At 37.4% G+C, this 26,186-nt stretch carries 14 protein-coding genes and 4 tRNA genes; 7 read left to right on the top strand and 11 right to left on the bottom strand.

Annotation, left to right across the window (positions count from 1 at the left end):
* Positions 1 to 182 precede the first annotated feature (182 nt).
* From P9M13_05820 to glnA, 5 genes are all read left to right on the top strand, one after another.
* A complete protein-coding gene (locus P9M13_05820; GenBank protein ID MDP8262800.1) occupies positions 183 to 1,499 on the top strand; it encodes an ATP-binding protein in 1,317 nt (438 codons plus the stop codon).
* Positions 1,500 to 1,510: 11 nt separating this feature from the next.
* On the top strand, positions 1,511 to 2,947 hold the full coding sequence (locus P9M13_05815; GenBank protein ID MDP8262799.1) for a sigma-54 dependent transcriptional regulator: 1,437 nt from the start codon (positions 1,511 to 1,513) through the stop codon (positions 2,945 to 2,947).
* 16 nt (positions 2,948 to 2,963) lie between these two features.
* Positions 2,964 to 5,669, top strand: coding sequence for a [protein-PII] uridylyltransferase (glnD, locus tag P9M13_05810; protein ID MDP8262798.1), 2,706 nt, complete (start codon positions 2,964 to 2,966; stop codon positions 5,667 to 5,669).
* A 473-nt stretch (positions 5,670 to 6,142) separates the two neighbouring features.
* A complete protein-coding gene (locus tag P9M13_05805) occupies positions 6,143 to 6,481 on the top strand; it encodes a P-II family nitrogen regulator (protein ID MDP8262797.1) in 339 nt (112 codons plus the stop codon).
* A gap of 137 nt (positions 6,482 to 6,618) precedes the next feature.
* Positions 6,619 to 8,043 (top strand): type I glutamate--ammonia ligase, encoded by a 1,425-nt coding sequence (gene glnA / locus P9M13_05800; protein MDP8262796.1) that lies wholly within the window; start codon positions 6,619 to 6,621, stop codon positions 8,041 to 8,043.
* 94 nt (positions 8,044 to 8,137) lie between these two features.
* Here the strand turns inward: glnA and glnE are convergent, their stop codons facing one another.
* The 5 genes from glnE to P9M13_05775 form a co-directional block, all read right to left on the bottom strand.
* Complete coding sequence (gene glnE, locus P9M13_05795) at positions 8,138 to 11,305, bottom strand: bifunctional [glutamate--ammonia ligase]-adenylyl-L-tyrosine phosphorylase/[glutamate--ammonia-ligase] adenylyltransferase (protein ID MDP8262795.1); 3,168 nt, start codon at positions 11,303 to 11,305, stop codon at positions 8,138 to 8,140.
* A 105-nt stretch (positions 11,306 to 11,410) separates the two neighbouring features.
* Positions 11,411 to 11,485 (bottom strand) — tRNA-Gly (locus tag P9M13_05790).
* Between the two features lie 19 nt (positions 11,486 to 11,504).
* Positions 11,505 to 11,586, bottom strand: a tRNA-Leu gene (locus P9M13_05785).
* 17 nt (positions 11,587 to 11,603) lie between these two features.
* Positions 11,604 to 11,676: transfer RNA gene (locus tag P9M13_05780), tRNA-Lys, on the bottom strand.
* Between the two features lie 192 nt (positions 11,677 to 11,868).
* A tRNA-Arg gene (locus P9M13_05775) sits at positions 11,869 to 11,942 on the bottom strand.
* A gap of 345 nt (positions 11,943 to 12,287) precedes the next feature.
* Between P9M13_05775 and P9M13_05770 the strand changes: the two genes are divergently transcribed.
* Positions 12,288 to 12,680: a nucleotidyltransferase domain-containing protein gene (locus P9M13_05770; GenBank protein MDP8262794.1), complete on the top strand. Its 393-nt coding sequence runs from the start codon at positions 12,288 to 12,290 to the stop codon at positions 12,678 to 12,680.
* Positions 12,681 to 13,097, top strand: a complete 417-nt coding sequence (locus P9M13_05765) for a DUF86 domain-containing protein (protein MDP8262793.1) — start codon at positions 12,681 to 12,683, stop codon at positions 13,095 to 13,097.
* Positions 13,098 to 13,282: 185 nt separating this feature from the next.
* Here P9M13_05765 and P9M13_05760 read toward each other — a convergent pair whose 3' ends face one another.
* From P9M13_05760 to P9M13_05735, 6 genes are all read right to left on the bottom strand, one after another.
* Entirely contained in the window at positions 13,283 to 13,528 is a 246-nt protein-coding gene (locus P9M13_05760) for a hypothetical protein (GenBank protein MDP8262792.1), read from the bottom strand.
* 4 nt (positions 13,529 to 13,532) lie between these two features.
* On the bottom strand, positions 13,533 to 14,072 hold the full coding sequence (locus P9M13_05755; GenBank protein ID MDP8262791.1) for a hypothetical protein: 540 nt from the start codon (positions 14,070 to 14,072) through the stop codon (positions 13,533 to 13,535).
* Between the two features lie 364 nt (positions 14,073 to 14,436).
* Complete coding sequence (locus P9M13_05750; protein MDP8262790.1) at positions 14,437 to 14,634, bottom strand: hypothetical protein; 198 nt, start codon at positions 14,632 to 14,634, stop codon at positions 14,437 to 14,439.
* A 112-nt stretch (positions 14,635 to 14,746) separates the two neighbouring features.
* Positions 14,747 to 14,986 carry a DUF2442 domain-containing protein gene (locus tag P9M13_05745; GenBank protein MDP8262789.1) on the bottom strand — a complete coding sequence of 80 codons (240 nt, stop codon included), beginning with the start codon at positions 14,984 to 14,986 and terminating at the stop codon, positions 14,747 to 14,749.
* Positions 14,987 to 14,999: 13 nt separating this feature from the next.
* On the bottom strand, positions 15,000 to 15,266 hold the full coding sequence (locus P9M13_05740) for a DUF4160 domain-containing protein (GenBank protein MDP8262788.1): 267 nt from the start codon (positions 15,264 to 15,266) through the stop codon (positions 15,000 to 15,002).
* Between the two features lie 418 nt (positions 15,267 to 15,684).
* Positions 15,685 to 25,938: a HEAT repeat domain-containing protein gene (locus tag P9M13_05735; protein ID MDP8262787.1), complete on the bottom strand. Its 10,254-nt coding sequence runs from the start codon at positions 25,936 to 25,938 to the stop codon at positions 15,685 to 15,687.
* Positions 25,939 to 26,186: the final 248 nt, after the last annotated feature.

The following is a 26,186-nucleotide window of genomic DNA, read 5'->3' as shown; positions in this document are numbered from 1 at the left end:
AATTACCCACGCAAGATACTAAATTTTCAATCTGCTCAACAGGGGTTTGAAAGAGAACTTCAGGAGATCGCAGCTTAAATGAAAAATGACCACTATTTACGGCATTTAACTTTACAATCCACCAAAATATATTTTAAATTCAAGACTATCCTGATAGAATATCATCTTAATGAGAGGCAAAAATGAAAAAGCTCAAGATTACAAAGACAAAAACAAGTCAAACAGAACTAAAAGAATTATCTTTACTCTATAAGATATCGAGTTCGATGCATACGCTTGACTTAAACGAGATTCTTCACCTTATTTTAAAGGCGGTCACCAAAGGTATCGGTTTTGACCGGGCGCGCCTGTACATATATGATGAAGAGGCTCAAGTGCTTAGGCTTAAAATGGCTGTAGGATTAAAACTAAAAAAAGAGGAAAGTATTGATATCGTCCTCCCCCTTGAAAAAGATAAAAGTATTGTGGGTCGGTCATTTTCAAAAAACAAACCGTATGTTATTCAGGACGCACAAAACGACCCTCATGCGAATAAAGACATTATTAAATTATTCAACGTGAAATCATTTGCGGCAGTACCATTAACCGCACCAGACAAGGTTAAGGGAGTTGTCACTGCTGACAATCTCCATTCAAACCGAACTATTTCAGACAATAACTTACGATCACTCGTTACATTTGCAAACCATGCGGGCATTGCCATAGAAAATGCCGAGATGTACGATAAACTGAAACATTTTAATATCGAGTTAGAACGGCAAGTAAAACTGACAACAGAAAAACTTTTAAAAGCACAGGATGAGCTTATCAGTAAAGAACGCCTCGCGGCACTCGGCGAACTCTCTGCCGGTATCGCTCATGAAATAAGAAATCCTTTAACAAGTATTAAGATTCTCATAAATGCGCTTTTTACCGAACTGCCGGTGAATGTAAAACAAGGGCAAGATGTCGCCGTCATTAATGAAGAGATCGAACGGTTAAACTCTATTATTTCTCAATTCCTTAAATTTGCACGCCCACAGGAACCGGTATATGAAAAACTGGCAATTAAAGATGTGATAAAATCGACTCTCACTCTTGTTAAGCTAAAAATAAAAAAACAGAACATATCGATACAGTTAGATATTTCCTCTAAGTTACCGAAAGTAAAAGGTGACCCCAATCTCTTGAAGCAAGCGTTTTTAAACTTCATGCTTAATGCTATTCAGGCTATGCCAGAGGGCGGCAATCTCATTATTACTGCATCACAAACAAGTAGAAAAACCAAATCCCTTGACACGTTAGAGATAATATTTAAAGATACTGGGATAGGTATTGCCCAAAAAAATATAAAAATGCTTTTTACGCCATTTTACACAACAAAAGAAGAAGGTTTGGGCTTAGGATTATCTATAACACAAAAGATAATCGCAAAACATGGCGGCGATATTAAGATTGAAAGCACAGAAAACGCTGGAACAACACTTAAAGTGTATATTCCAATTATACAGAAAAGATAACTGAGGATCGTATGCCCTATTCTATTCTTATTGTTGATGACGATAAATCGATGAGATATTCACTAACCCGTCTTTTTGAAAAAGAAGGCTACAAAGTCACTACTGCAGAAAACGGTCCTATCGCTTTAGATAATGTTGAAGAAAACGATCATGATCTGGTTATTATGGATATTAAAATGCCCGGAATGAACGGATTAGAAGTCCTCAAAGAGATGAAAGCACATAACGCGAAACAAATCGTTATCATCATGACCGCTTTCAGCACCACCTCAACCGCTATTGAGGCAACAAAACTCGGTGCCTATGATTATATCATGAAACCGTTTGAGGATATTGATCAGTTAAAAATACTTATCGCTAAAGCACTTGAGGTCAGCGCTTCAATGAAAAACCTTGTCTCTCCTGAAGTGTTTAAAGACAGCAATGAAGCAGTTGAAAACATCATCGGTAAAGCAAAACCGATGCAGGAAATATATAAACTTATCGGTCGAGTTGCCGAAAATGATGTAACGGTACTCCTGCGCGGTGAAAGCGGAACAGGTAAAGAACTTGTTTCCCGCGCCATTTACCACCACAGTTTGCGGAACAAAAAACCGTTTATTGCGGTAAACTGTGCGGCAATACCCGACACACTTCTTGAAAGCGAGCTTTTTGGTCACGAAAAAGGGTCCTTTACCGACGCGACACATCTGAGAATCGGTAAATTTGAGCAGGCAAATAACGGCACCATTTTTCTTGATGAGATCGGAGATATGTCTCTTGCGACACAGGCAAAAATATTGCGCATGATACAGGAAAAAGAATTTCAGCGTGTTGGTGGCTCAGAAACAATAAAGGTAAATGTAAGGTTAATTGTTGCAACAAACCGAGATCTCGAAACGCTTATGACTGAAGGGAACTTCCGAGAAGACCTATACTACAGACTTAATGTTGTAACCATTACGATTCCCCCGCTCCGTGAACGTAAAGAAGATATTATGCTGTTGGCAAAATATTTCATTAATAAATTCAATAAGACACAAAAAAGAAAAATATCTAAGATGTCTGATGAAGCGATGAATAAATTAAAAAAACATAATTGGCCGGGAAATGTTCGCGAACTTGAAAATGCAACAAAACGTGCTATGGTCATTTCAAAAAAATCTATTCTTGAGCCTGAAGATTTCAACTTCAGCGATAAAGGAACCGTTAGATCCGGTCATGAAGGAACACTCGAAGAACGTTTACAGAAGATTTCGCATGAACTATTTGCGGAAATCATAAAAAATGCGGAACCGGGAAAAGAAAAAGACATTATGCTTGATATTGAAAAATACATTATTAAAAATGCACTTTCATACACAAAAGGCAATCAATTGAAAGCGGCTAAACTTCTAATGATGAACCGCAATACGTTGCGTAAGAAGATCGAAACGCATGGCATAAAAGGCGGATTCAAAATAGAATAATCCCACACACTTTATAATGATAATTAATTTAGATAAAATACTCAAAAACGCTGAAAAAAACCTCACACACGATCCATCCTTAACGACAGAAGCACACCTCACACTTTTTAAAAAATTTCTCACCGTTGAAGAACAGCGACTTAAGATACAGCATCGAAATGGTGTCGATGGACTGACAATATGCAGAAGCAGATCATATCTTATTGATGTACTCATTCAGCACATATACAAAATTGCACATCTGGAATATGTACAAAAAGGATTGCCATTGCCTAAAAATAAATGTGCATTAATCGCAAATGGCGGTTATGGCCGCAACGAGCTGAACCCATATTCTGATCTGGATATATTGTTTATATATGAGAAAAAAATGCACCCGTACATCAAGTTCATGATAGAGAAAATACTCTACATGCTTTGGGACACGGGACTTTCATTAGGTCATGGGGTACGTTCTCTCGATGAAGCAATAGCAATCGCAAAAAGTGATGTTAAAATGTGCTCCTCAACATTTGAATCTCGTTTTATTGCGGGGGAAGAACCACTATTTGACCAATTAAAAAAACAATTAGACGAACTTCTCTCTAAAAACACCCGTATAGCTAATACTTTTATTTCTCAAAAGATAAAGGAACGTGAAGACAGGCATTACCGCTTTGGGGCATCTATGTATATACAGGAACCAAATATAAAGGAATGTATCGGCGGATTACGTGATATTCAAAGCATTGTGTGGTTATGTATGTTTAAATACAAAAAGGTTGATCTTGCATACTATGAAGAACTCGGTTTCATTACCGAAAAAGATCTCAAGATACTTAATCATGGATACGATTTTCTTATGCGTGTACGTAACGAACTGCATTATACCGCTGAAAAGAAAATGGATATTCTCACCATGATATATCAGAAAAAGATCGCATATAACCTTGGTTACAAAGATAAACATGATCAGCTTGCACCTGAGATCTTTATGAAAGAGTATTATACTCATGCCAGAAACATTGCTTTTATCACACAAAATGTTGTCGCAAAATACAAAGAAAAGAAAGCGCAATCCCGTTTTAGTCTTTTTTCAAATAAGCCTAAAGAAGTAGCAGATGGCATAATACTTCTTAATAATGCGCTCTATATCAAAGATTCCGAACAAATTAATATACATAGTGACCCGCAAATGTTCTTCAAGATCTTCTCTACAGCACAAGCTCATGACGCCGCGCTGAATGAAGACGTAAAATCTCTTATCAGAAACAATCTGAAAAATGTTAACCGAACATTCAAAAGTTCAAAGGAATCAGCAGATAATTTCCTGAAGATTTTTAACACGCCGGGAAAAATAGGCGTCATCTTAAGACAAATGAATGAAACAGGTTTTCTCGGAAAATACCTCCCTGAATTCGGCAAAATTGTATGCTTGGTTCAGGATAATTATTACCATAAATATACCGCAGATGAACACACCCTTGTCGCTATTGAGAACCTTGATCAGCTTATGTATAAAACTGATAAATACAGGGAACTTTTTGACAAGATCGAGAATCCGAAAATATTGTATCTTGCATTACTCCTGCATGATATTGGAAAATACGACGCTGAAGGACATGTAGCGGTAAGCTGCATCCAAGCACAAAAAGTACTCAAGAGACTTGGTATAGATAAGAATATTTCTCAAAAGATAATCTTCTTGATTAAGAATCACCTCACATTTCCCCATATTGCGCAACGACGGGATTTAGACGATGAAAAATTGTTTGTTGATTTAGCAAAAAATATTAAAGATATTGATCTTTTATATATGCTTGTATTACTTACCTATGCTGATGCAAAAGCTGTATCCCCGGGATTATGGAATGAATGGAAAGAATCTTTGATTTGGGAGCTTTTTCACAAAACAAAACTACAGCTAAAAGGAAAACTGACTTTTGTACCGGAACAAAAAAAGATTGATGAGATAAAACGTAGTGTCCGCATCATTCTTCCGGAAGAAATAGAGGATAAAATGATAACATCACATCTCAGCCTCATGCCGCCAAAATACTCGCTGTACACCCCACCTGAAATTATTGCCCAACATATAACGCTCTGTAGTGAACTGATAGCAGATAAAGAGTCTTCTGTCACAATAGAAAAACATATTCCCGACCCCCCTACTGCAGTGGAAATCACAGTATGCACATACGATAAAATGGGTTTATTTTCTCTTATAGCAGGTAGCTTTACCTTAAACAACATCAATATATTAAGTGCTCAAATAAACACGCGAAGTGACAAAATCGTCGTTGACACATTCAGCACTACCGATGATACGGGAGACCCTTATATAGAGAATAAAACAATAAAAAAGTTTAAACAAACACTTGAACAAACTATATCTGAGAAAATTTCACTTTCAGAGGCCATTACAGAACATAAAAAAAAGATCAAACCAAAACCTGATATTTTAAGAAAGAAAATTCCCACACTTGTTACAATAGATAACTCAATTTCACATTCAAAAACTGTTATCGAGATACAGTCCCCGGACAATCTTGGCCTTCTCTACACAATATCTCACACACTATCCATACTGAACGTCAATATATCATTTGCTAAAATTCATACAGAAAAAGGTATCGCAATAGATACATTCTATATTACTGACCTAAAAAGCAAAAAGATCACCAGTGACAATAAAATAAACGATATTAAAGTATCTCTCCTCGAAGCACTAGAAATCACTTAAAGAAAGACCAGAGACCACAGACTAAAAACTTTAGCAACAAAACTACGTGTTAACACAGACATAACACAGATATCGTTCCTGGTGCATAATTCATCGATTTCAGACTTTTTAAATACTATACGCTACACGCTATCCGCTCTACGCTAACAAAAATTGACACTTTTAAATCACTGTGCAATCAAAAATGCCGGCAATTTACTCATAAACACCATTTTACCCCCGATTTTATTGACACACAAATTGCTCGTTTTATGCTGTTCACTTTTCTTTTTTCATATATAATACGTAGTAAGGGGTTGAGAAACAATAATATCCACAATTTGGAGGCTCAGATTTGAACCGTATGCAAGGCGTGACGACGCTGGCGTACCCCCTGCGGTACGTTAAGGAGGAGCAACGAGGCAGACGGCCAAAGATGAGTTTTCAATTTGGGGATATTATTATTTCTTAACCCCTAAAAAAAGGAGGGTGGCATGAAACTAATCCAGGCAATTATAAAACCATTTAAGATGGAAGATGTAAAGGAGGCACTCTCAACAATCGGTATTACAGGAATGACCGTTACAGAGGTAAAGGGGTTCGGCCGTCAAAAAGGCCACACTGAAGTATACAGAGGCAGTGAATATGTGGTCGATTTTTTACCAAAGATAAAAATAGAAATTGTGCTTTCTGACGATGTTGTCGAAAAAGCAATCGAACTCATTAAAACAGCTGCCGCAACGGGAAAGATCGGAGACGGAAAAATATTTGTTATACCCGTTGAAGAAGCTATCAGGATACGTACAGGTAAAACAGGAGAAAAAGCGCTTTAGCGTAACCGGTGAGTAAGGCGGCGCATGAATGTAGTGCAGGGCTTTTCCATGATCCGCTGTTGCTTTGTGGCGGAAGCCCTGCGAATCTTCTCCTGCCGCGCGTACCATAAAGATAAAATATTGAAAGGAGTACATACATGAGCACTTGTAAAACACCAAAAGATGTATTAGAAATGGCAAAAAAGAATAACGCCAAAATGGTAGATTTCAAATTTATGGATTTTCCGGGGTTATGGCAGCATTTTTCTGTCCCGATATGTGAATTTAGCGAAGATAAATTTTCAGAAGGTCTTGGTTTTGACGGATCAAGCATACGCGGATGGAAAGCAATTAACGAAAGTGACATGCTTGTTATGCCGGACCCATCAACAGCATTGATGGATCCTTTTATGTCAATACCGACATTAAGTCTTGTATGTAACATCGTTGACCCTATAACAAAAGAAAGATATTTAAGAGATCCGAGACACATCGCACAAAAAGCAGAGGAGTATTTAAAATCAACCGGTATAGCAACAACTGCGTTTTATGGTCCGGAAGCAGAGTTCTTTATTTTTGACGGGATTCGTTTTGATCAAAATGCTTCAAGCGGATACTATTTCATTGATTCAGCAGAAGCCATATGGAACTCAGGCCGTGAAGAATCCCCGAACCTCGGGTATAAGCCGAGACATAAAGAAGGATATTTTCCCGTCGCACCAACAGATTCTCAGCAAGACATTCGTTCAGACATGGTTTTAACTATGGAACAGTGCGGATTACATGTTGAATGCCAACACCACGAAGTAGCAACTGCCGGTCAGGGAGAGATCGACCTCAGATTTGATAAAATGGTAAAGATGGCGGATAACCTAATGTTATTTAAATACATCGTTAAGAATGTCGCACGCAAATACGGTAAAACAGCAACATTTATGCCGAAACCGATATTTGGTGATAATGGTTCTGGTATGCACACCCATATCAGTTTATGGAAAGGCGACAAGCCGCTATTTCCTGGAAACGGATATGCGGGACTCAGTGATACCGCAATGTTCTTTATTGGCGGACTGTTGAAACACGCTAATGCGATCATTGCGTTTTCAAATCCAACAACAAATTCATACAAAAGATTAGTTCCGGGTTTTGAAGCACCGGTAAACTTAGCCTATTCTGCTAAAAACAGAAGCGCGGCAATAAGAATACCGATGTATTCTCAGAGCCCAAAAGCAAAACGAGTTGAGTTTAGAACACCGGATCCAAGCTGTAACCCATATCTTGCGTTTTCAGCTATGCTTATGGCCGGACTAGACGGTATTCAAAACAAGATTCATCCGGGAGATCCGCTTGATAAGAATATTTATGATTTACCACCGGAAGAGCTTGCAAACATTCCTACAGCACCGGGATCACTGGAAGAATCATTAAATGCTCTCAAGGAAGATAATGAGTTCTTATTAAAGGGTGACGTATTTACAGAAGATGTTATTCAAACATGGATAGATTACAAAACTGATAGCGAAGTAAATCCGATGCGTATGAGACCGCATCCTTATGAATTCTTCATGTACTACGACATCTAAGTCGATGCAGGAAGTCAAATAAGAAAACGCCCCGACAAAATCGGGGCGTTTTCATTTACGAGATACTATATACTATATACGAAATACGGTTTTTTTATTTTTCTTTAAAAATATTATCAAAGATAGCTCTCACCTTACTCGCGAATACATGATATTGATCAAGAAACGCCTTCGATGAACCGATGCTTTCATAGTTCTCACCCAACCTTTTGATCAATACTTTTAACTTCTTTTCTTCATGGGGAATAGCATCAAGTGAATGATTTGACACAATACGTATTTTATTTTCAATAATACGCATAAAAATATATGCATTATGTAATATCATAAAATCATTTCCTGATAGATATTCTTTCTCTCCGAGGATAGTAAGTATTTCTAATGTATTTGTTTTTCTAACATCCTTATCTTTACATCCCTGCATGAGCTGTATTACTTGCACAATAAATTCGATATCAACAATACCACCGGGATCTAATTTTATATGATAGCCTTTATCACGAGTTTTAACTCTTTCTTTCTGCATTAAGAGGCGCATATCATAGATCTCTTTTATCTCTTTTGACGAAAGACATTTACCGTAGACATAATCAGCGATTAATATTTCAAAATCTTTTTGTAGAGAAACATCCCCGCATATACAACGTGCCTTAGTAAACGCTTGTCTTTCCCAGGTCATACTTGACGTACCGTAGTAGTTCTGATATTTCTCAAATGCGTGAACAATCCCCTCACCTTTACCCCCGGGACTTATCTTTATATCAACTTTATATAAGGATCCCTCAACGGTCGTTTTAGTCATTATTTCTATAACTTTTTGCGCAAAATACGCAAAGAATTCTCTGTTTGTTATGCTCTTACTGGCAGATGCAGTTTGCCCGTCACCACGATACACAAAAACAATATCAAGGTCAGAACTATACCCCATTTCATAACCGCCGAGCTTACCGAGCCCAAATATCGCATATTCGGAAGCTTTCTTTTTATTGCCGATTTCAGTCTCCGGATACCCATATTCTTCTACAAGAATCTTCAACGCAACATCAACAGCTACTTTCAAGGATGCGTCTGCAAGAGCAGAAATATCTCTAAGAGTACCAGCCAAACCACTTATACCTAAAATATCTTTCAGACCGATACGAACAATTTCAGCTTTTTTATATCTTCTCATTTCATCTAATATATCATCATAGCTTTTATACATATTAGTGCGTGCGGTTAATTCCTTGTACAAGATGCTCGTATCTTTTTTTAACTCCAGCATTCCCGGCATAAGGATCTGCCCGAGTATATCGGGGTTTGTTACAACAGTATCTGAGAGATACTGACTGTGTGCGCCAAGATGGACGAGTAATTTTATAAGATTGCGGTTTTCATCAAGCAGTTTGTAAAATACTGATCGCGCTCCTTGAGATGAGACAAAGCGTTCAAAGTTATTGAAGGCCATATCAGGATCAGGAGATTCTTTAAGAAATTTCATAAGATCAGGAAGAAACTGTTTAAATGTTCTCACCGTTGAGGGCATAATATGTACATAACCCGGCCCTTCAGAAAGAAATTTTATGTTTGAAAATGCTTTTTTTATGTCCTGAAAACCTATTTCTTTAAGATACTGTTCACTATCAGTACTACATTTATTTTCATAGAGATACTCTATCCCTTCAGCATTAGAATCAGTATTATCTTTTGCAAATATTCTCATGTGTACGCTGTGAACAAAATCTGTATGCCTTTTATAATCGTTCATAAGCTGCTCGCGAGCACTTTTTTCCTCAATATCGGCGTACCCAAGTTTCTTTGCTAATTTGTTCAGCTCATCATTATCCGTCGGCAAATGATGAAGCTGTAATTCGTTCTCGATCTGCAGAAAATGCTCCAAAACACGCAGAAACCTGTACGCTTCCATAAGATTAATAGCATCATCTTTATTAAAAATATCCGCGCATGATAACACCTGTATAGCGTTAAGTGTCGTTGGCGTCTGCAATTTGGGATTTTTTCCACCACCAATAAGTTGAAAGACTTGTACGGTAAACTCTATCTCTCTGATACCCCCATAGCCTAACTTTACCTCGGTGAATGTCCTCCCCTTTTTTGATACTTCATGATCGATTCTTCGTTTTATATCTTTTATCTCATCAATAGAGCTCTGACTCAGTGATTTTTGATACACAAAGGGCTTTATCGCACCAATAAACTCTTTTCCCAACACCTCACTACCCGCAGAAAAACGAGCCTTAATAAGCGCCATACGCTCCCATGCCTCACCCCACGCGGCATAATATTCCTGATAACTTTCAAGCGATCGCACCAAAGGCCCTGTGTTCCCTTCCGGTCTAAGACGCGTATCTATACGAAAGACATATCCTTCTTTAGTAGTACTCCCTATTATTGAGAGTATCATTTCACCCATTTTTGTGAAATATTCAATATTGGTTATACTTTTTGCCTTGGGAATATCCTTTACGTCTGTCATTCCATCTTCTGAATAGACAAAGACAACATCTATATCAGAACTATAATTAAGCTCTTCTCCGCCAAGTTTTCCCATACTGATTACTGCAAACGATGCGTCTCTTTCAGGATTATCGCTATTAGTTTCTTTCGGTGTACCATACTTTTTATAGAGTACATCATGCGAAATACGATATGCCGCAGTGAGGACTGCATCACCAATGTTTGATAGTTCTTTCACCGTCTCTTCAACACGAGACATCCCAAGAATATCTTTCACGCCTATACGGAGCATTTCTCTTCTTTTAAACCTTCTGAGTGAATTAAGTCTGCTATCATAGTCATTAAATATGAGAACAGATTCTTCAATATCGCTAATAAGTGCGGTTCTATCTCCAACAAGAGAAAGGACTTCTTTATCTGTCATCCAATCAAAATATTCGGGATTACGTATCAGCGCATCAGATAAAAACTGGCTTGTACCAAGAAGCTTTATCAGTATGCGAACACTATCTGATTTTTGTGATAATGTTAAAAATAAAGCAATCTTACTAAAAGATCCGTTTATAAAACGATCGAAGTTGTTAAGAGCCGTGTCGGGGTCAGGAGAACGGGAAAACTCATCCAAAAGAGTGGGAAAGATAAGGGAAAAATACTCATAAATCGCATCATCTGTAACCATATTACGTACAGAGGTAACGACCTTATCAATATCAATAAAACCATACGATGAAATTATATCAGCATATTTCTTACTGTTAATATCAGTATTAAGAATATCTTTTAAATGTATTCTTTTATCAGGCATACATACTCCCTATGGAATCAATAATATCCTAACACATATTACATTATTAATTAAAACAAAAAGGCCCTTTACCGACATTTTCATGTCAATAAAAGGCCTTTACTATGGAGCGAGCGATGGGATTTGAACCCACGACAGCTTCGTTGGCAACGAAGGGCTCTACCACTGAGCTACGCTCGCGTTACATTCTTTCAAAATCTGGGCGAGGAGGGACTTGAACCCACACACCTTACGGCATAAGATCCTAAATCTTACGTGTCTGCCAATTTCACCACTCGCCCTGAATCATATCATTCTTTGCGCCGTGAAGGAGTCGAACCTTCGACCCACTGATTAAGAGTCAGTTGCTCTACCAGCTGAGCTAACGGCGCTTATAAGCAAAATTGAGCCGTAAGAATACCAAAAATAAAACGCCATTGTCAATACTTAGTTTACCCCCAGAAAAATTTATAAATAAATTTTTCTGGAGATAGTCCCCTTGTGGAATCGTTAATAGTTCATCGAAAAATACTATTTAAAAATACATAGTCTATGAACGATCAACGATAAACTATGAACGAAATCGCGCCTGGCCCGGATCGAACGGGCAACCCTCGGTTTCGAAGACCGATACTCTATCCAGTTGAGCTACAGGCGCAAAACGAGTGTATACTTTACTGGCAAACACAGGGGAAATCAACCTTTTTTAGAAACAAAAACCACCCCCACCGCGTAGGTGGCTCAAAGAGACTATACAACACCCCCCACCGCGTAGGTGGCTCAAAGAGACTCCTACGCGGTGTATTAACTAGGGCTTGGCATAGGTGGCTCAAAGAGACTCCTACGCGGTGTATATCTCTAGGGGCTTGGCATAGGTCTCCTACGCGGTGAAAATCGCACATTATAATGAACGCAAAAAAGGGCGCTGTCCCCTTTTCTACAACCTTTTTTAGGAGCAAAACACATTGACAACGGCATATCACTCTGTTAGTTTAACTGTATTATGAGACAGTTACTACATAACTTATTCCAAAACAAACCTGAGATAGAACTGGCATATCTTTTCGGTTCAAAAGCTAAAGGTACAGACACCGCATTATCTGACACCGACATTGCGCTATTACTTAAAAACACACCACATTTATTCGATTACAAGCTTGAACTTTTAAGAGAAATAAAACAAATACTTAATAGTGATACTATTGACCTTGTCATACTCAACAATGCCCCGCCACTATTGAGATATCAGGCCGTTTGTTTTGGCACTATGATACATTGCAAAAATGATTTAACGCCTTTTCACTATAAGGCAAAGGTGATAAATGAATATTTAGATATAAAACCTATGCTTGATTTCTTTACTAGAGATGCTATAAACAAAATAAGGAAAGCATAAATGGTAGACAAGACTGTTATAGAAACATTGATTAAAGAATTAAAAACGACGCTTGATTATTTAAAAAGCAAACTGAGCATTTCAGAAGATGAATACCTGACTAATATTGATATCCAAGCAGCCGTCGAACGTAAACTTGAAGTTGCCATACAGTTATCAATTGATATAGGATCCCAGATTATATCTCAACAGAATTTCCCTTATCCTAACACTTACAGGGAAATATTCAGCATACTCTCAAGCCAAAAAGTAATTCCAAATGAATTGGCTGGTAATCTGGAAAAAATGGCGGGTTTCAGAAATATTCTGGTACATGATTACGTAATGATAGATTCAAAAGAAGTTTACCGGATACTACACAATAGCCTGACAGACATCGAACAATACCTGAAATCAATTGTAGAATATATTACCTAAGATATGCATCCCGATTTCTTAGAACACATCCCATTACACACCCCCACCGCGTAGGTGGCTCAAAGAGACTCCTACGCGGTGTATAACTAGGGGCTTGGCGTAGGTCTCCTACGCGGTGAAAATCGCACATTATAATGAACGCTAAAAAAAAGGCGCTGTCCCCTTTTCTACCCTTTTCTACAATTTTACCTCAAGGCACTCAATATCTTCTTTTTTTCAGATTCACTAAATTCCATTCCATAAAACCTTAGAAATATTTCTTCTTTTAGTTTCTGAGGTGTTATTCCCTGATTCTGATTAAGTATAGAGCTTTTTACTATCTGTTTGGCAGTATCATACATGGAACAGCCCATAAGTAAACGTTCTGCCGGATTACGCCTCATAATCATATCTTGAAAACGGACTGCTATTGCATCAGACGTATCCTTCATTCTGTTAGACCTCTCTATACACTTGCTCTAATCCTAACCGTAAAACCCACTTTTTAATATGCTCCAGATCTAAATCATTTACTGTTTTTATTAGGTTTTGCACATCTTTCAACTGCACTTCTGAATAGCTGTCTTTAGCCCAGAGCAATTTTACTAAAATTAAATCTTCCGCGGAAACAAACCACATTGGGCTGTTTTCTACCTGAACCTTTTTTCTACGGGAGAAAACGGAATCTTGAAACTCTGATTCTTTCCGGATAATGAAATCTATTTTAATGACATATTGGTTGTGAATCAAATTGAAGATTCCATGGCGAGAAACTTCTTTCTCAATCGCCTTTTCATCCATATAAAAATCATCTTGAAAAAGAGCAACGAATTTACTAGTATCAGCTTTTGTTAGCTCAATTACAATATCTATATCTCTTGTCATTCGCGGCACAGTATAGTAATTTGCCGCTATTGAACCTGAAATCATATAAACAATATTTGATTGGTTTAAGCGCTGTGTAACTATTTTTAATACTTCAAGTTCTTCACTCATATTTTTTTCGGAATACCTTATTATTATTTCCTGAACGATACAAGAAATTATGTCTATAAATAGGCAATGGCACTCCTCGGCTTAGAAGACCAACACTCTATCCAGTTGAGCTACAGGCGCAAAATGAGTGTATACTTTACTGGCAAACATAAGGAAAATCAACCTTTTTTAGGAACAAAAACCACCCCCACCGCGTAGGTGGCTCGAAGAGACTCCGACCAACACCCCCACCGCCCCGATAATATCGGGGCGGTGTAAATAAATGGATATAAATAATCTCAAAAGGACAATTCTGCAAAGGTTTACAATAGAAAAGTATGAACTGGTTTGTCTATGAACTATGAACCATGAACGACGAACGAATTTACGCCTGAAACGCCATCGTCTTCATAGCATCCTGCAGGTCATTAAAGAATTTATCGTCACGAGTAACTTCAGGCAAGAGATTAAGTACACCGTTTGCTTCTATCCCGTTAGCCTGCAATACTTTTTGCGTTTTCTTATCAAGTTGATCTTCTTTTCCCTCATTTGTAGCAATTATCGTATTGACAAATTGTTTCATTGTATCCATCCGAGCCTGAAAGCTTCTTTTAGTTTGTAAACAGCATTCTCAAGCTTTTCTAATGCAAATCTAATCTCTTCGCTCATTAAAAAAAGGGCGCTGTCCCCTTTTACTATAACACTCTGACACTTTTTTGATACAATAATTCAGGATCCAAATCTAAATGATTACTCCATTCAATAGAGTCAAATTTCACTGCTACCGTGTTAAATAAAGAAATGTCTTTTAGCTTGGAAAATTCTCCTATGCTTAAATACGGAGATACATCAAAAGCTCGGATTTCTTTATTTTCAAATGTTAATAACAATTTATATCCTTCTAATGGCTTTACATCTACTACAGATAAATACATATACTTCATCCCTTTATTTCAATGGTTCTATTTTAAATGGAAGATCCCCCTTTGATGCTAATTCCCAGTCTGCCAGCAAATCTTCCTTACGTATTTCAGCCCATGCTAATACAAGTTTCATTTGTTTTAATGGTAATTTCCCTTCTTTTAATTCACATGTGTTGATATCAATAATAGCTTTATTGTCTTGATAATACGCATGAAAATGTGGGGGATTATGTTCCCCCGGGGAACAATACATCCTAATAATAATTCCATAAAACACAGAAATTGTCGGCATTCTTCACCTCCCGCACATTTTTTTGCACATAACATCCGAATTCACCAGCTGGAAGCGATGCTCGAAAAAGCAACGGTACAGAACAGCGGAATGATATGTCGGATACTGAATTCTTAAAGGTCTTATCGTGCGTTAACATTAACATAACACATCCATTTGTCAAGAATAAAGATTTGCTCCACCCACCAGACTCCGACCAACACCCCCACCGCGTAGGTGGCTCAAAGAGACTCCTACGCGGTGTATAACTAGGGGCTTGGCGTAGGTCTCCTACGCGGTGAAAATCGCACATTATAATGAACGCTAAAAAAAAGGGCGCTGTCCCCTTTTCTAGCAAAAAAAGCGGCCCGGTATAATATAACCCCGAACCGCCTTTTTGTTTTTACACCCTACACTGCACGCAATACATGATACGTTTTTATGCGTGTATCAATGTATTAGCAGATTTCTCAATATCATCAAGTGTACCAACACCAACATCTAGAACATCAAGTATCTCCAAATCTCCCGTCTTTAACATCTCAGCAATTTCAGGTAATCCTATCTCGGCTATAAGTTCAATATTTTCACGTTTAAGTTCTCCATCGGCATTTGACACAAGAAATGAACTTAGCTGTCCCAAAGACTCATTATCAATTATTTCACTGAACCCGATCGCGCTTTGTGTTCCTATCATTAACCCCATATTTTTCGTAATTACATATTTATTATTAACTTTTTTTGCCCATCCTTTCTCTACCCACACATCGGCAACTCTATTCGGCACATTCTTCACATCGGCTTTAACAATTGTAACATTTTTAAGGTTTTGCGTTTTTAAGCCCAGTACCCACATTTTCACGAGCCCAGCAACTTTATTATTTTTGAACTCATAGCCATCTGAATGACCGATTACAAAATCCACACCTTGATCCATTGACTTTTTCTTTATAATATTCATGAGTGCTTTTGCAACATTTTTATTCACACCGATAAATAAATCAGTATTCAGATTTTGAGGGATTTTGTTATCCAATGCATTGGCTAAAATTATACTGACTTTTTTAACTGATTCTTTATCTGAAACAGATAATTTATTATAATCAATATCAAAATCTTCCAATAACTCTATTAAAGGCTTCTCTGCTTTTGCTTTTGCTTTTGCTTTTGCTATTTTTAGACCGTGAAACTCGTCATAAACTAATTGATCTATTCTTTTTGGATTATCTATAATCATATCAATTATTGAAAAAACAGTTTTTTGTGTGCCTTCTGTCGTGAAATTTCTTCCCATACCCACAACAAGTTGATTCACTCTTGATAATTCACCTTTTTTAATTGCTCTTTTTAATTCACCTTGAAAGACTCCGTTAATAATACGTATGTTTTCAGAAGAAGAAGCCACTTTACTTAATGTTTTTGACAGGATCAGAAGTTTAGCATAATTTGTTATCTTTTCCACGTTTTTCAATAACTCCATCTTCTTTTTAGAATCTATATCCTTATTCGCATAAATATCTTTAATATATTTTCCTTTATTTCTAACAAATTCTTTTGCAGCGTTTTCATTCTCGAATTTATTTATCCTTGTTAAGCTCGATCTAAAAAATACTTCATGTGTCGGATCAACTTCATGTTCATAGACAATCTTTTCAAGATCAGAAAAATCCATAAACTCATCCATCATATATATATTCAAATCATTAATACCTCCTTCAATACGCGCCATTAAAGCATGGGCAACACCGTTATGCCACTCATCATTTTCACCGGAATAATTACTCACAAGGAAAACTTTTATGTTATCTTCAACTATTTCGTGAGAAACAAGGTCAGCAAGAATATCTAAAGCAGATTTAAACTCCTCGGGTTTCTTACTCTCCAAATCTGACATAAGTTTTGCTTTATCTTTATCTGAAATCGTTATATCAACATGAGTAATATTACCCTCGGCATTTCTTTTAACTATCGGCTGAGCGAAATCTGTTTCACTTATTTCTCCGGACTTTATGCTTAAAGCAACCTCTTTTCCATCAATTTTGATTGTAAATGTTAACTTGTCTCCTTCGATATTTTTTTCAATTGAATTTCTTACTAATTTTATAACTTGAGCTTTTATACTAGCTCTTTTAACCTTACTTCCGGGTGCAATTTCATCTCTTCTATCAAGATCTCTTGCAATATCCTTAAAACTTTTGCCTGCCCCCAATTTCTTTTTAGCGGCCAGATCAAGTTCATCTCTCACAGAATCCATTTTACTAAAAGCAATTTTAGCTTTACTATTAATAGCAATAACATCCAAATCAGCATCTGTCCTATTAAATATCTTCTTTTCAGCCTTATCAGCAGCTGACCTGGTTTTATTCATTATCTCCTTTATAGCATTATGAGCTTTTGTTCTTATATCATCTTCTATATTTTTTCTTACTTCGCTGTTAGTTGCAACACTAAATAATACGTCAATGATGTCCGAACGCAGTTCGCGTGTTATTAGTTTATTTTTATTTATGTTTGCTGCTCCTAACACTGCGTCTTGTAAAACTGAAATTGCTTTTGGTGCATTATCTACCGACTCATTACTTTGAGATCTTCTTTTTAGTTCGTTGAATGCTTGTAGTTTCTGTCTGGGATCGTCCGATCCTAACAACAGGGATTTCAAACTAGTGAATGAAGACCCTTTTTGTGCTATAACTTTTTTATCAGCTGTCTTCTTCGCAAAAGAAAGTATTTTCGCTGTAGAAGCTTTTCTTTTAGCAAGGGATTCTTGATCTTCTTTGTTAATTTGCGTCATTCCATACATTGGATCTTCTGATGTATCTATAATTTCATCAAGTAAAGCAACTAAACTTTTTTTGCTGGCTCTTTGGGCCTTTCGTTTTTCAGAACTTACAAGGCGACTGGCTTTTTCATCCGCTGCACAAAGTCCAATTAAGGCATCTTTTACTGCACCTTCCTGCTCCCCCTGTAATTCTCCACGACGATTTACTAATATATCTAACAAAGCATCAGCTTTTTCGTCTTTCACTGCCTGCTTTATAGTCTCTTTCATTTTCATAGAATTTGTTAACGCTGCGGATTGTTTGGCTGCTATCTTTTCTCGTATTTCCCCAGCAGTCTGTTTACCTGTAAACAGTTTTTCTTTCTGAATCTTTAAGGATTCTGTCATTATATTATTAAGCGCTTTCGTTAAATCTCTATTTTTTTCACTAAATGCTACTGCTTTTGCCGTTTGAATTTTCGTATAAATTGTTTCATTATTTACACAAAGTCCAATTAAGGCAATTTTTACTAGCCTTTCCTGCTCCCCATGTAATTCTCCACGACGATTTACTAATATATCTAACAAATCAGCAGCATTTTCGTCTTTCACTGCCTGCTTTATAGTCTCTGTCATTTCATAAACATCTAATAACGGTGTGGTTCGTGTGCCTGCTAACTTTTCTCGCACTTCCTTAGCAGACCGTTCTTTTTCAGCATTGGCAAGTGCAAGCTTCTTAGCCTCTTGAGCTGCCTTCTCTGGCGATATCGCCGCGGCTAGCAAACTCGTATCTTCCATATTCGTCAGAACTTCGTCTAACCCCGCACTAAACGCTGCATCAATGCCTTCCTTTACCCCTGCGGGGAGATTCACGTCATTTTTGTTCAATGTCCGCAAAATCGCATTGAGCACCACTACATCCTTCATTATCTCACCTACCCCTATTCCACCTGCCTCGGCTACATCAAAGGGGTCGAGCAAAAGTGACGGATTATCCGTCCACGGATTGTTTATCCGCCAGCTCGCATTCACCTTCCTCAATATATCCACCAACAGAGCACGCGCACCGTTGCTATCATTCTTCGCTAATAGCACTTTTAAATTTTCCAGCGTCTTTGCATCTAAAACCCCCAATATCGCCGCTACCGAGTCTGCCTGTAGACCAAATAGAAAATCCTTGCGGGCCTGCGCGGTATAGGTGTATTCCTCTCCTTGAATTCGATCTGCCTGAGCCATCAGTTCAAACCAGGGCTGCACTAACGTGTTGATCTTCATATTTTTTAATTCTGCAGAATTCATCTCTTTTAGCCTATTTAATAATCGATTGTATCTGTCATTACCAAGCACAGCCTTATATCCAGAGACGTTCGCCTCCATCACTTCAATCTGCTCTTTTCTCAACTTCTCCATCCCTTTAACTCCACCAACTTTCTCGGAGCCCAACTTGGCTTTGTGCTTAGCACCATCTTCATCTTTCGTCAAAGAAAGTTCATCGTTAAGGTTCACAGGAAGAAAAGCCCCTTCCGCTCCCTCAATAAATTTATCTACCTCTCCACGATAATATGAATCGTGCGTCTCCTTGGAAACATCCAGAACAACGGTTTCCTTTGTCCCATCGTCTTTTTTATTGCCATTGATAAACTCATCCTTTACCCTATCGTTTCCCTTTTTGATAGGTCCTTTCAATTCCTTGTAGCGAGCTAATTTATCCTGTTGCTCAGGACTAAGATCATCTGATTGCTTATCATACTTTAGTACAGCTATCACGTCTTCATCCAAAATACTCTCAATCCCTTCCTTGCTCTTTAACAGCTTAACCATTTCATCCATTTTAGCCGCTTCCTTTATAGCTTCTCCTGTCCCCGGCACTTCAGCTTGGGCTTCTTTCTGTTCCGCTTCTGCAATTTTACTAAACCTATCTTCTGCGTATTGACTTACGCCAACATTACTTGAGTCTGATAATTCTATAAGGATCTTAACTGCCTCTCTTTTAATTAAATCTCCTGCAGCATCACTGCTTGCTATCAGAAACAATTCATTAATTGCAGAAATCCCATTTTCGCTTAATCCAATATTTTTTATTGCATTTTTTCGATCTTCTAGAGTTTTGCTCTCGTCTAATGCTATATCTGTTAACTCCATTATTTTTAATGATAAAATAAATTTTTTTGCTTTTTCATTACCATTTGCTACTGCTTCCTTTAATGCATTATATGCATCTGATTTAACCTTCTCTGAAGCAGTATTACTTCTTTTATTTAGAACTATCATCGCTAAGACTCTTGCCGCGTAATTTCTATAATCTCCTTCTCTTGCATATTCACTTAATATACTTACTGCCTCAAGCGCCTCTGATTCATCAGCTCCTTTTGCTAGTGCTTCTACTTTATCAATCAACTCATCCAATCCAGAAGAACCTTTAAGATCCGCCAACGCCAACTCAGCTCTCAGTGCCATAGCTTGAGGAGCTTTTTCTTTTTTAGCGGGAATTACTTCAGCGACTAAAAGCTTCTTTTTCAAATCTCTAATTGCAAACTCCATTGAACTCTTTACATTTTTATTTATTTCTTGCTTTATGATTTCTTCTAGCTCAGCAAGAGCATCCTTATCGCCAATATCTTGTAATATTTGAGCTGCACCTAGACGAACCATATGATTTTTACTTTCCAAAGCCTTAATAAGTTCACCTATTGCAGGCTCACCCATAGATATTGAGGCATCCACTGCTGCGCGCCAAACATCATCGTCTTCAGTATTCAATGCTTTAATAAGATTCGGAATAGCCCTTTCGTCTTTTGCTACTTTCTTTATTGCCTGTTGCTTAGCAATAGAAGTTACTCCCGTCAAAATCTCTTCTATGGAATTTACCATCTCCAATTCTTTTTCTGCCAAATCACTAATTTCTTTATTCTTTCCTAATCCTTTTGGATTCACAAGCAATGCTAAGTCTTCTTTGTTTCCCTCTATTGCTGTATCCCCCAATTGTTTTATTCTTTTTCCCATAGCGTTTTGTAATATGTCTTTATCTTCCTTATTAATATTATTACTTACTAATTCATATAGATACTCTATATCAGCAGTTCCTGCCTGCAAAATCAATCTATTAACAAATGCCTCAAGATATTCTATTTTCAACAAATTCTTTTTAGAGTTAATAATAACTAGCACCGCAATACGATCTAAAACCACTGCATCTTTAAATGATTTAGCACTATCTTCATATATATTTTTTTCCATTATGGCATATAGAAACTTTTGACATTTTTCAAATTCACCTTTATCTGCAAGCCATTTTGTGACTGCTTGTGTAACTTTAAGCGCTTCTTTAAATTTGCCTCCTTTAAGCAATTCTTCAATATCACTAATTTCCGCATTTACAATTAAATCAATTATATCTTCCTGACTAATTTCCTTTATAAGCTCTTCTATTCCACCTGGCGCTTCATTTCTAAAATCTACATATATTACATTTCCGTCAGAAGAAACAGTTTGGGCAGCCATTTCCATCGCGGCCTCTTTTACGGAGGGTTCAAACATCCCATGTCTCTTATCCTTTAACCTTTGATACCTTGTTGAATTCACATCTACTCCTACATCAGCAAGTTTTGTTCTCCATGCCACTCTTTCATTGTTTTCCTGGTCAAAACTATTAATTTCTTTTTTAAGTTGTTCTACGACCATATTGGTGTTACCGGCATAAGTATTATTCTTTTCAATAGTATTCACATAATTTTCAATTATTGTACGGGCCACGTCTCTATTACCAGTGCTTATCCCTCTAAAAACATTAAAGGCTCTCCTAAACTCTCTGTTTCTTTTAATATTATTATCGCGGTCTTCTTTGAGATCACTAGGTAACCTAAATTTTCCTGCATACTTACTTTCTTTTAAAGGACCAAAACGCCACACTTCTACGATTTCGTTTTGGAACCCTGGGGCTCCCTTTTCACCTTCCCCTGTTACCGTGGCAGCCACTTGCTCTAACATCGTTGGTTTCCAAGCCGGATCCAAACCTTCCTTAAATTCCTTCTGTAATCCTGAAATGGTTTCCAGATAATCGTCTGCATCACCATACACATCCGCGTATGCTAAAAGCCTGCCTCCCATTATTGCATCCATATCTGCCTTAGCTTTATTAAAATCGTTTATATCCGTTTCGTTACTTAACCCTTCCTCTCTGTCCGATTTTGCTTTTAGACGATCATATATGGCTTCAGCCTCTTCATAAGCTTTATCATCCTGTTCAACCAAATCAGTCATTGCTGTAGCATTTGCATAAGGATTATTCATCACCATTTTTGTTCTATCTATCATTGTCAAAACTGCTTCAATCTCGGCCGGTTTAAATTCCTCTACACCGCTAATTTTGCTTAGTTTAGTCATGAATTCTTTGGCATAATTTCTGCTCGCTTGCTCATGAAGTACAACTCGACCAGATATTCCTGTTCTTTCATCCACTCTTTCTTTATCATAATATCCGGTATCATGAAAAAGTGCCGATACCAGGCCAACTTTCAATGACCTCTCACCATTTACAAATATTCCTTCGTTTCCTTTTGCTTTGGCAATCCTCATATAAGTTTGAAGAACACCTTTAAAATGCCTAAGATTATGATATAAAACTTTATTATCATTATATTTGCCACTCTCTCTATTCATATGAGCTAAAAGCTGTAATAACGCTCCACGTATCATTGGGTCATTTTTATATATCTCCATTGCATCAAGATTCTTACCGCTGAGACGTTTATCTACCTTTAATAATTTATCAGCTTCAGCAATAATTTCTGGGGTAAGATTATCCTTTTTTATCCCTAATTCCGCCATTAGACCCAAATCAAATTCAGAGTATTCGTCCGAAGAAACAGCAACAGCAACTGTTTTTGCAGGTTCTTCTGCTTTTTTGATACTTTCCAATTCTTCTGAAACAACACTTATTGATGGAACTTGAAGCAAAGCAATTCTTTGTTTAGCTGCGGCAATCTTTGCTGACAGAGCATTAATCTTTTCTTCGTTTGTCATTTCACCACCATTAGCAACATATTCCATATCCTCTAGCATTTCTTTTAAATCTTTTATATCTAAATCAACCATCTTGCGTTTTATATAATCACCGGCTAAAACATCCATTGTTTTTGGCGTTAGAAACCCACCCCACCTTTGCCTCTTGGCCTCTACTCGGAATGCAATTTTAACCTTTTCTTTTCTTAGGTAGGTCTTGGCCTGCAAAGCGGTGTCCTTTTGGGCTACTAATGTTTGCCTTTTGTTTTCTAATTTGTCAGGGGCAATCCTACCTGCACCAATACCTTTTCCATCCTTATAAAGTTTCATCAATTCGTCAATCTCGGCTATTTTATTATTTATATCTTCAATATATTTTTCTATATTTTCTCTAGTACTAATAACTGGCTCACTAGGAACTGGCAACTTAAACGATGATTCAAGGTCTGCTATTCTCTCAGCTGTTTGAGTTTCTTTTAATTTTCTTTTATCAATCTTTTTTGTGAAATTTATTTTTGTTTGTAATTTTACCAACCTTATCTGCTTCTCACGATTTTCTTTTGTTTGTAATTCTACCGACCTTATCTGCTTCTCACGATTTTCTAGAGAAGGCAAGAACTCCCCAATTTCTTTTGCAAGAATTTTTAACAGTTCGGCTATTTCTGCTAACGCTTCGTCATGTCCTTTAATTTGGTCCTCTAATTCGCCTTTTGATGGTGTTATTAATATATTAGAATACAGTGCACTCTTATATTCCTTCTCAAGAGCACTAATTCTTCCCTTTAAAGTATTTCTGACTATTTTTATCGGTTTTCTAGTCTTTTTGGTTTTTTGCTTTTCGGATTCTTGCTTTTTGGTTTTTTGAGTTTTGATTTCTTGCTTTTTGGTTTCTTGAGTTTCCCCTTCATCTTCCGTTGGTTTTTCTTCAGCTTTAGTCTCATCACTCTTCATTGCTACTTCTTTTTCTTCCGATGTAACAACCGGTGTAAAACTCACATTTCCATCTGCTGTCGTTGCTACAGTAATTGTGCCAGTTGCCGTTACTTTTTTATTACTTATTTTTTCATAACTAACTCCGTCTGCCGTTTTCTCTAATTTCATAATACCGCCAGCAACTTTAATAATATTTGTAGCACCTACTTTTACTTCTTGGTCATTTAATAATTCTAATGTACTAGCAAGCGTTTTGAACTCTTTTTCGACAAGCCCTAACTCTGCTTGCAAAGCTACCCACGGCGCGAGTCTTTTCCCTGTTTGGGTAAAAAGCTTATCAAACTCACTCAGCTTGTTCATCATCCTTGAAAGATATATCTTGTCATCACACGCCTGTGTCAACCGCGGTGTCACAACAACATAGGAATACCCTTTAGCCTTAAACTGTTCTTTCATCCCCTGCGTATGAAATCCGCCCGTTATCATAGCAACAACCTTTGACTTGCGTTTCTCCATCTCTCTTAACGTATTTTCCACCAGCATATCGTCACGTTTGAGTGCGGCATTATAAAAACCTTGTGATGCGGCAACATTAAGTTTTTTGTTTTTTTCAAGCCATCCCAAAGAACCTGTCAAAGCGTCCCTGAGATTATGCCTGTCCGACAGCCGTGCAACTTTTTGTATCAATTTGCCGGATGTGATATCTTTTTTGTTGTTCTCATAATAGGTAAGATCGCGGCGTGTCATCCTGAGATCTAAGAGGTTTTGAAGCATCTTTACCTGGTCTATAACCAGATCAAGTTCTTTTTCATCCTTGTTTTTATATAGTTTCTGTTTTATCGCTCGATCAAGATTATCAACTTCATCAAAAAGTTTCCCTGCGTTTACTGTGGTGTGAAGCTCAACAAGTTCTATATACCCTTTCAGATCAGGATACTTTGCCATATCGATCTTCTTTGCCACTGCAATCTGTTTCAAATAGTTGTAAAACATGCCCGATGTAATCCTTCCTATACGCAGGAAAAGAGATTGTTTTACCAGCTCAGAAAGTTCCTCTTTTACCATTTTTTTCTGTAGTGCCGCGATCATGGCTTTGCGCTGAATATTTATCTTCTTTGAGTCTATTCTTTTCTCAAGTTCTATTGACTCAATAACCGCGGTAAGGTTCGGATAGTCTCTCTTGTCACTAAACTGTTTTGCGCCTTTTTTGCCGATACCTACTTTTACGGCTTCACTAGCTAGATACTTGCAAAAATCCGTAAATTTAATTACGTTTTCATCCCACTGGTCTCTCTTTTTGATTATCTGGGCTAAAGCCCCTGAAAACACTTTGAGTTTTAATACCTCTATCGCGTTTGACAGTTTTTTAAAAAATGTCTTACTTTTCTTTGATGCTTCCTTTACATCTTTAAAAAAGTCAAGGTTCTCATTATAAAGCGCTCGTTGTTCAACACCAAAAAGCGGTATCGGATTATCCTTAGCATTAATTTCATAACATTCCGCACCGGTAAGCCACCCTGTACGCATAAGGTAATCCGTGCCCTGACGACGGATTTCGGGATCAGGATATTTCCGTATCGGCGTAGCATCAACAATCCCTTCAGCACCCTCAATCGCAATCATGTTCATACAACCAGCAATGTTTTTATCCTTGCTGAAAATATCTATCATGCTCCAGATATTTTTCTGCGCCTCATAATTACAATGCGAGTCCTGTATCTGTATAATGAGCTTTTTGGAGTTTTTTGTGCCGGCAGACTTAAACCGCTCAGTCACTGACCCGAAATTTTCCGGGACAACAAACATTGCGGGGTCAACGTATGTTAGCGGACCGGTTTTTTGCGCTGTCGCGGACTTTCCAGTTGTCCTCAGATCCCACAGATTGCGCGGGACACCATATGTGGTTGATGTAATAGTGAAAACACATGCAATCACAAGGCTGATAATCCTAATAACAGGCGGGATACCACCGCTTACTTTAAAGGTAGATTTTGTTTTCATCTTTTCCCCCTATCTTATCGTATAGACTTGTTAAACAAACCTAATTATATATTTTACTACACTTAACATTACTTGCCCTTACCTCTGTAGCTTAATTCTACAGCATAATATCTGTATTGTCAAGGGCCACACAGCTAATTTGTTTATATGCATTTCCCATGCCAATTATCTTCTATTTTTATATATTTGCATATAATACGTTATATAGGACACTTATAAGTTTTACAAAATGGCTGGGATGCAAATCA

Source organism: Candidatus Ancaeobacter aquaticus (genome assembly GCA_030765405.1).
Lineage (GTDB): Bacteria > Auribacterota > Ancaeobacteria > Ancaeobacterales > Ancaeobacteraceae > Ancaeobacter > Ancaeobacter aquaticus.
The sequence above is the reverse complement of the archived record's forward strand: the minus strand, read 5'-3'. Positions and strand labels throughout refer to the sequence as shown.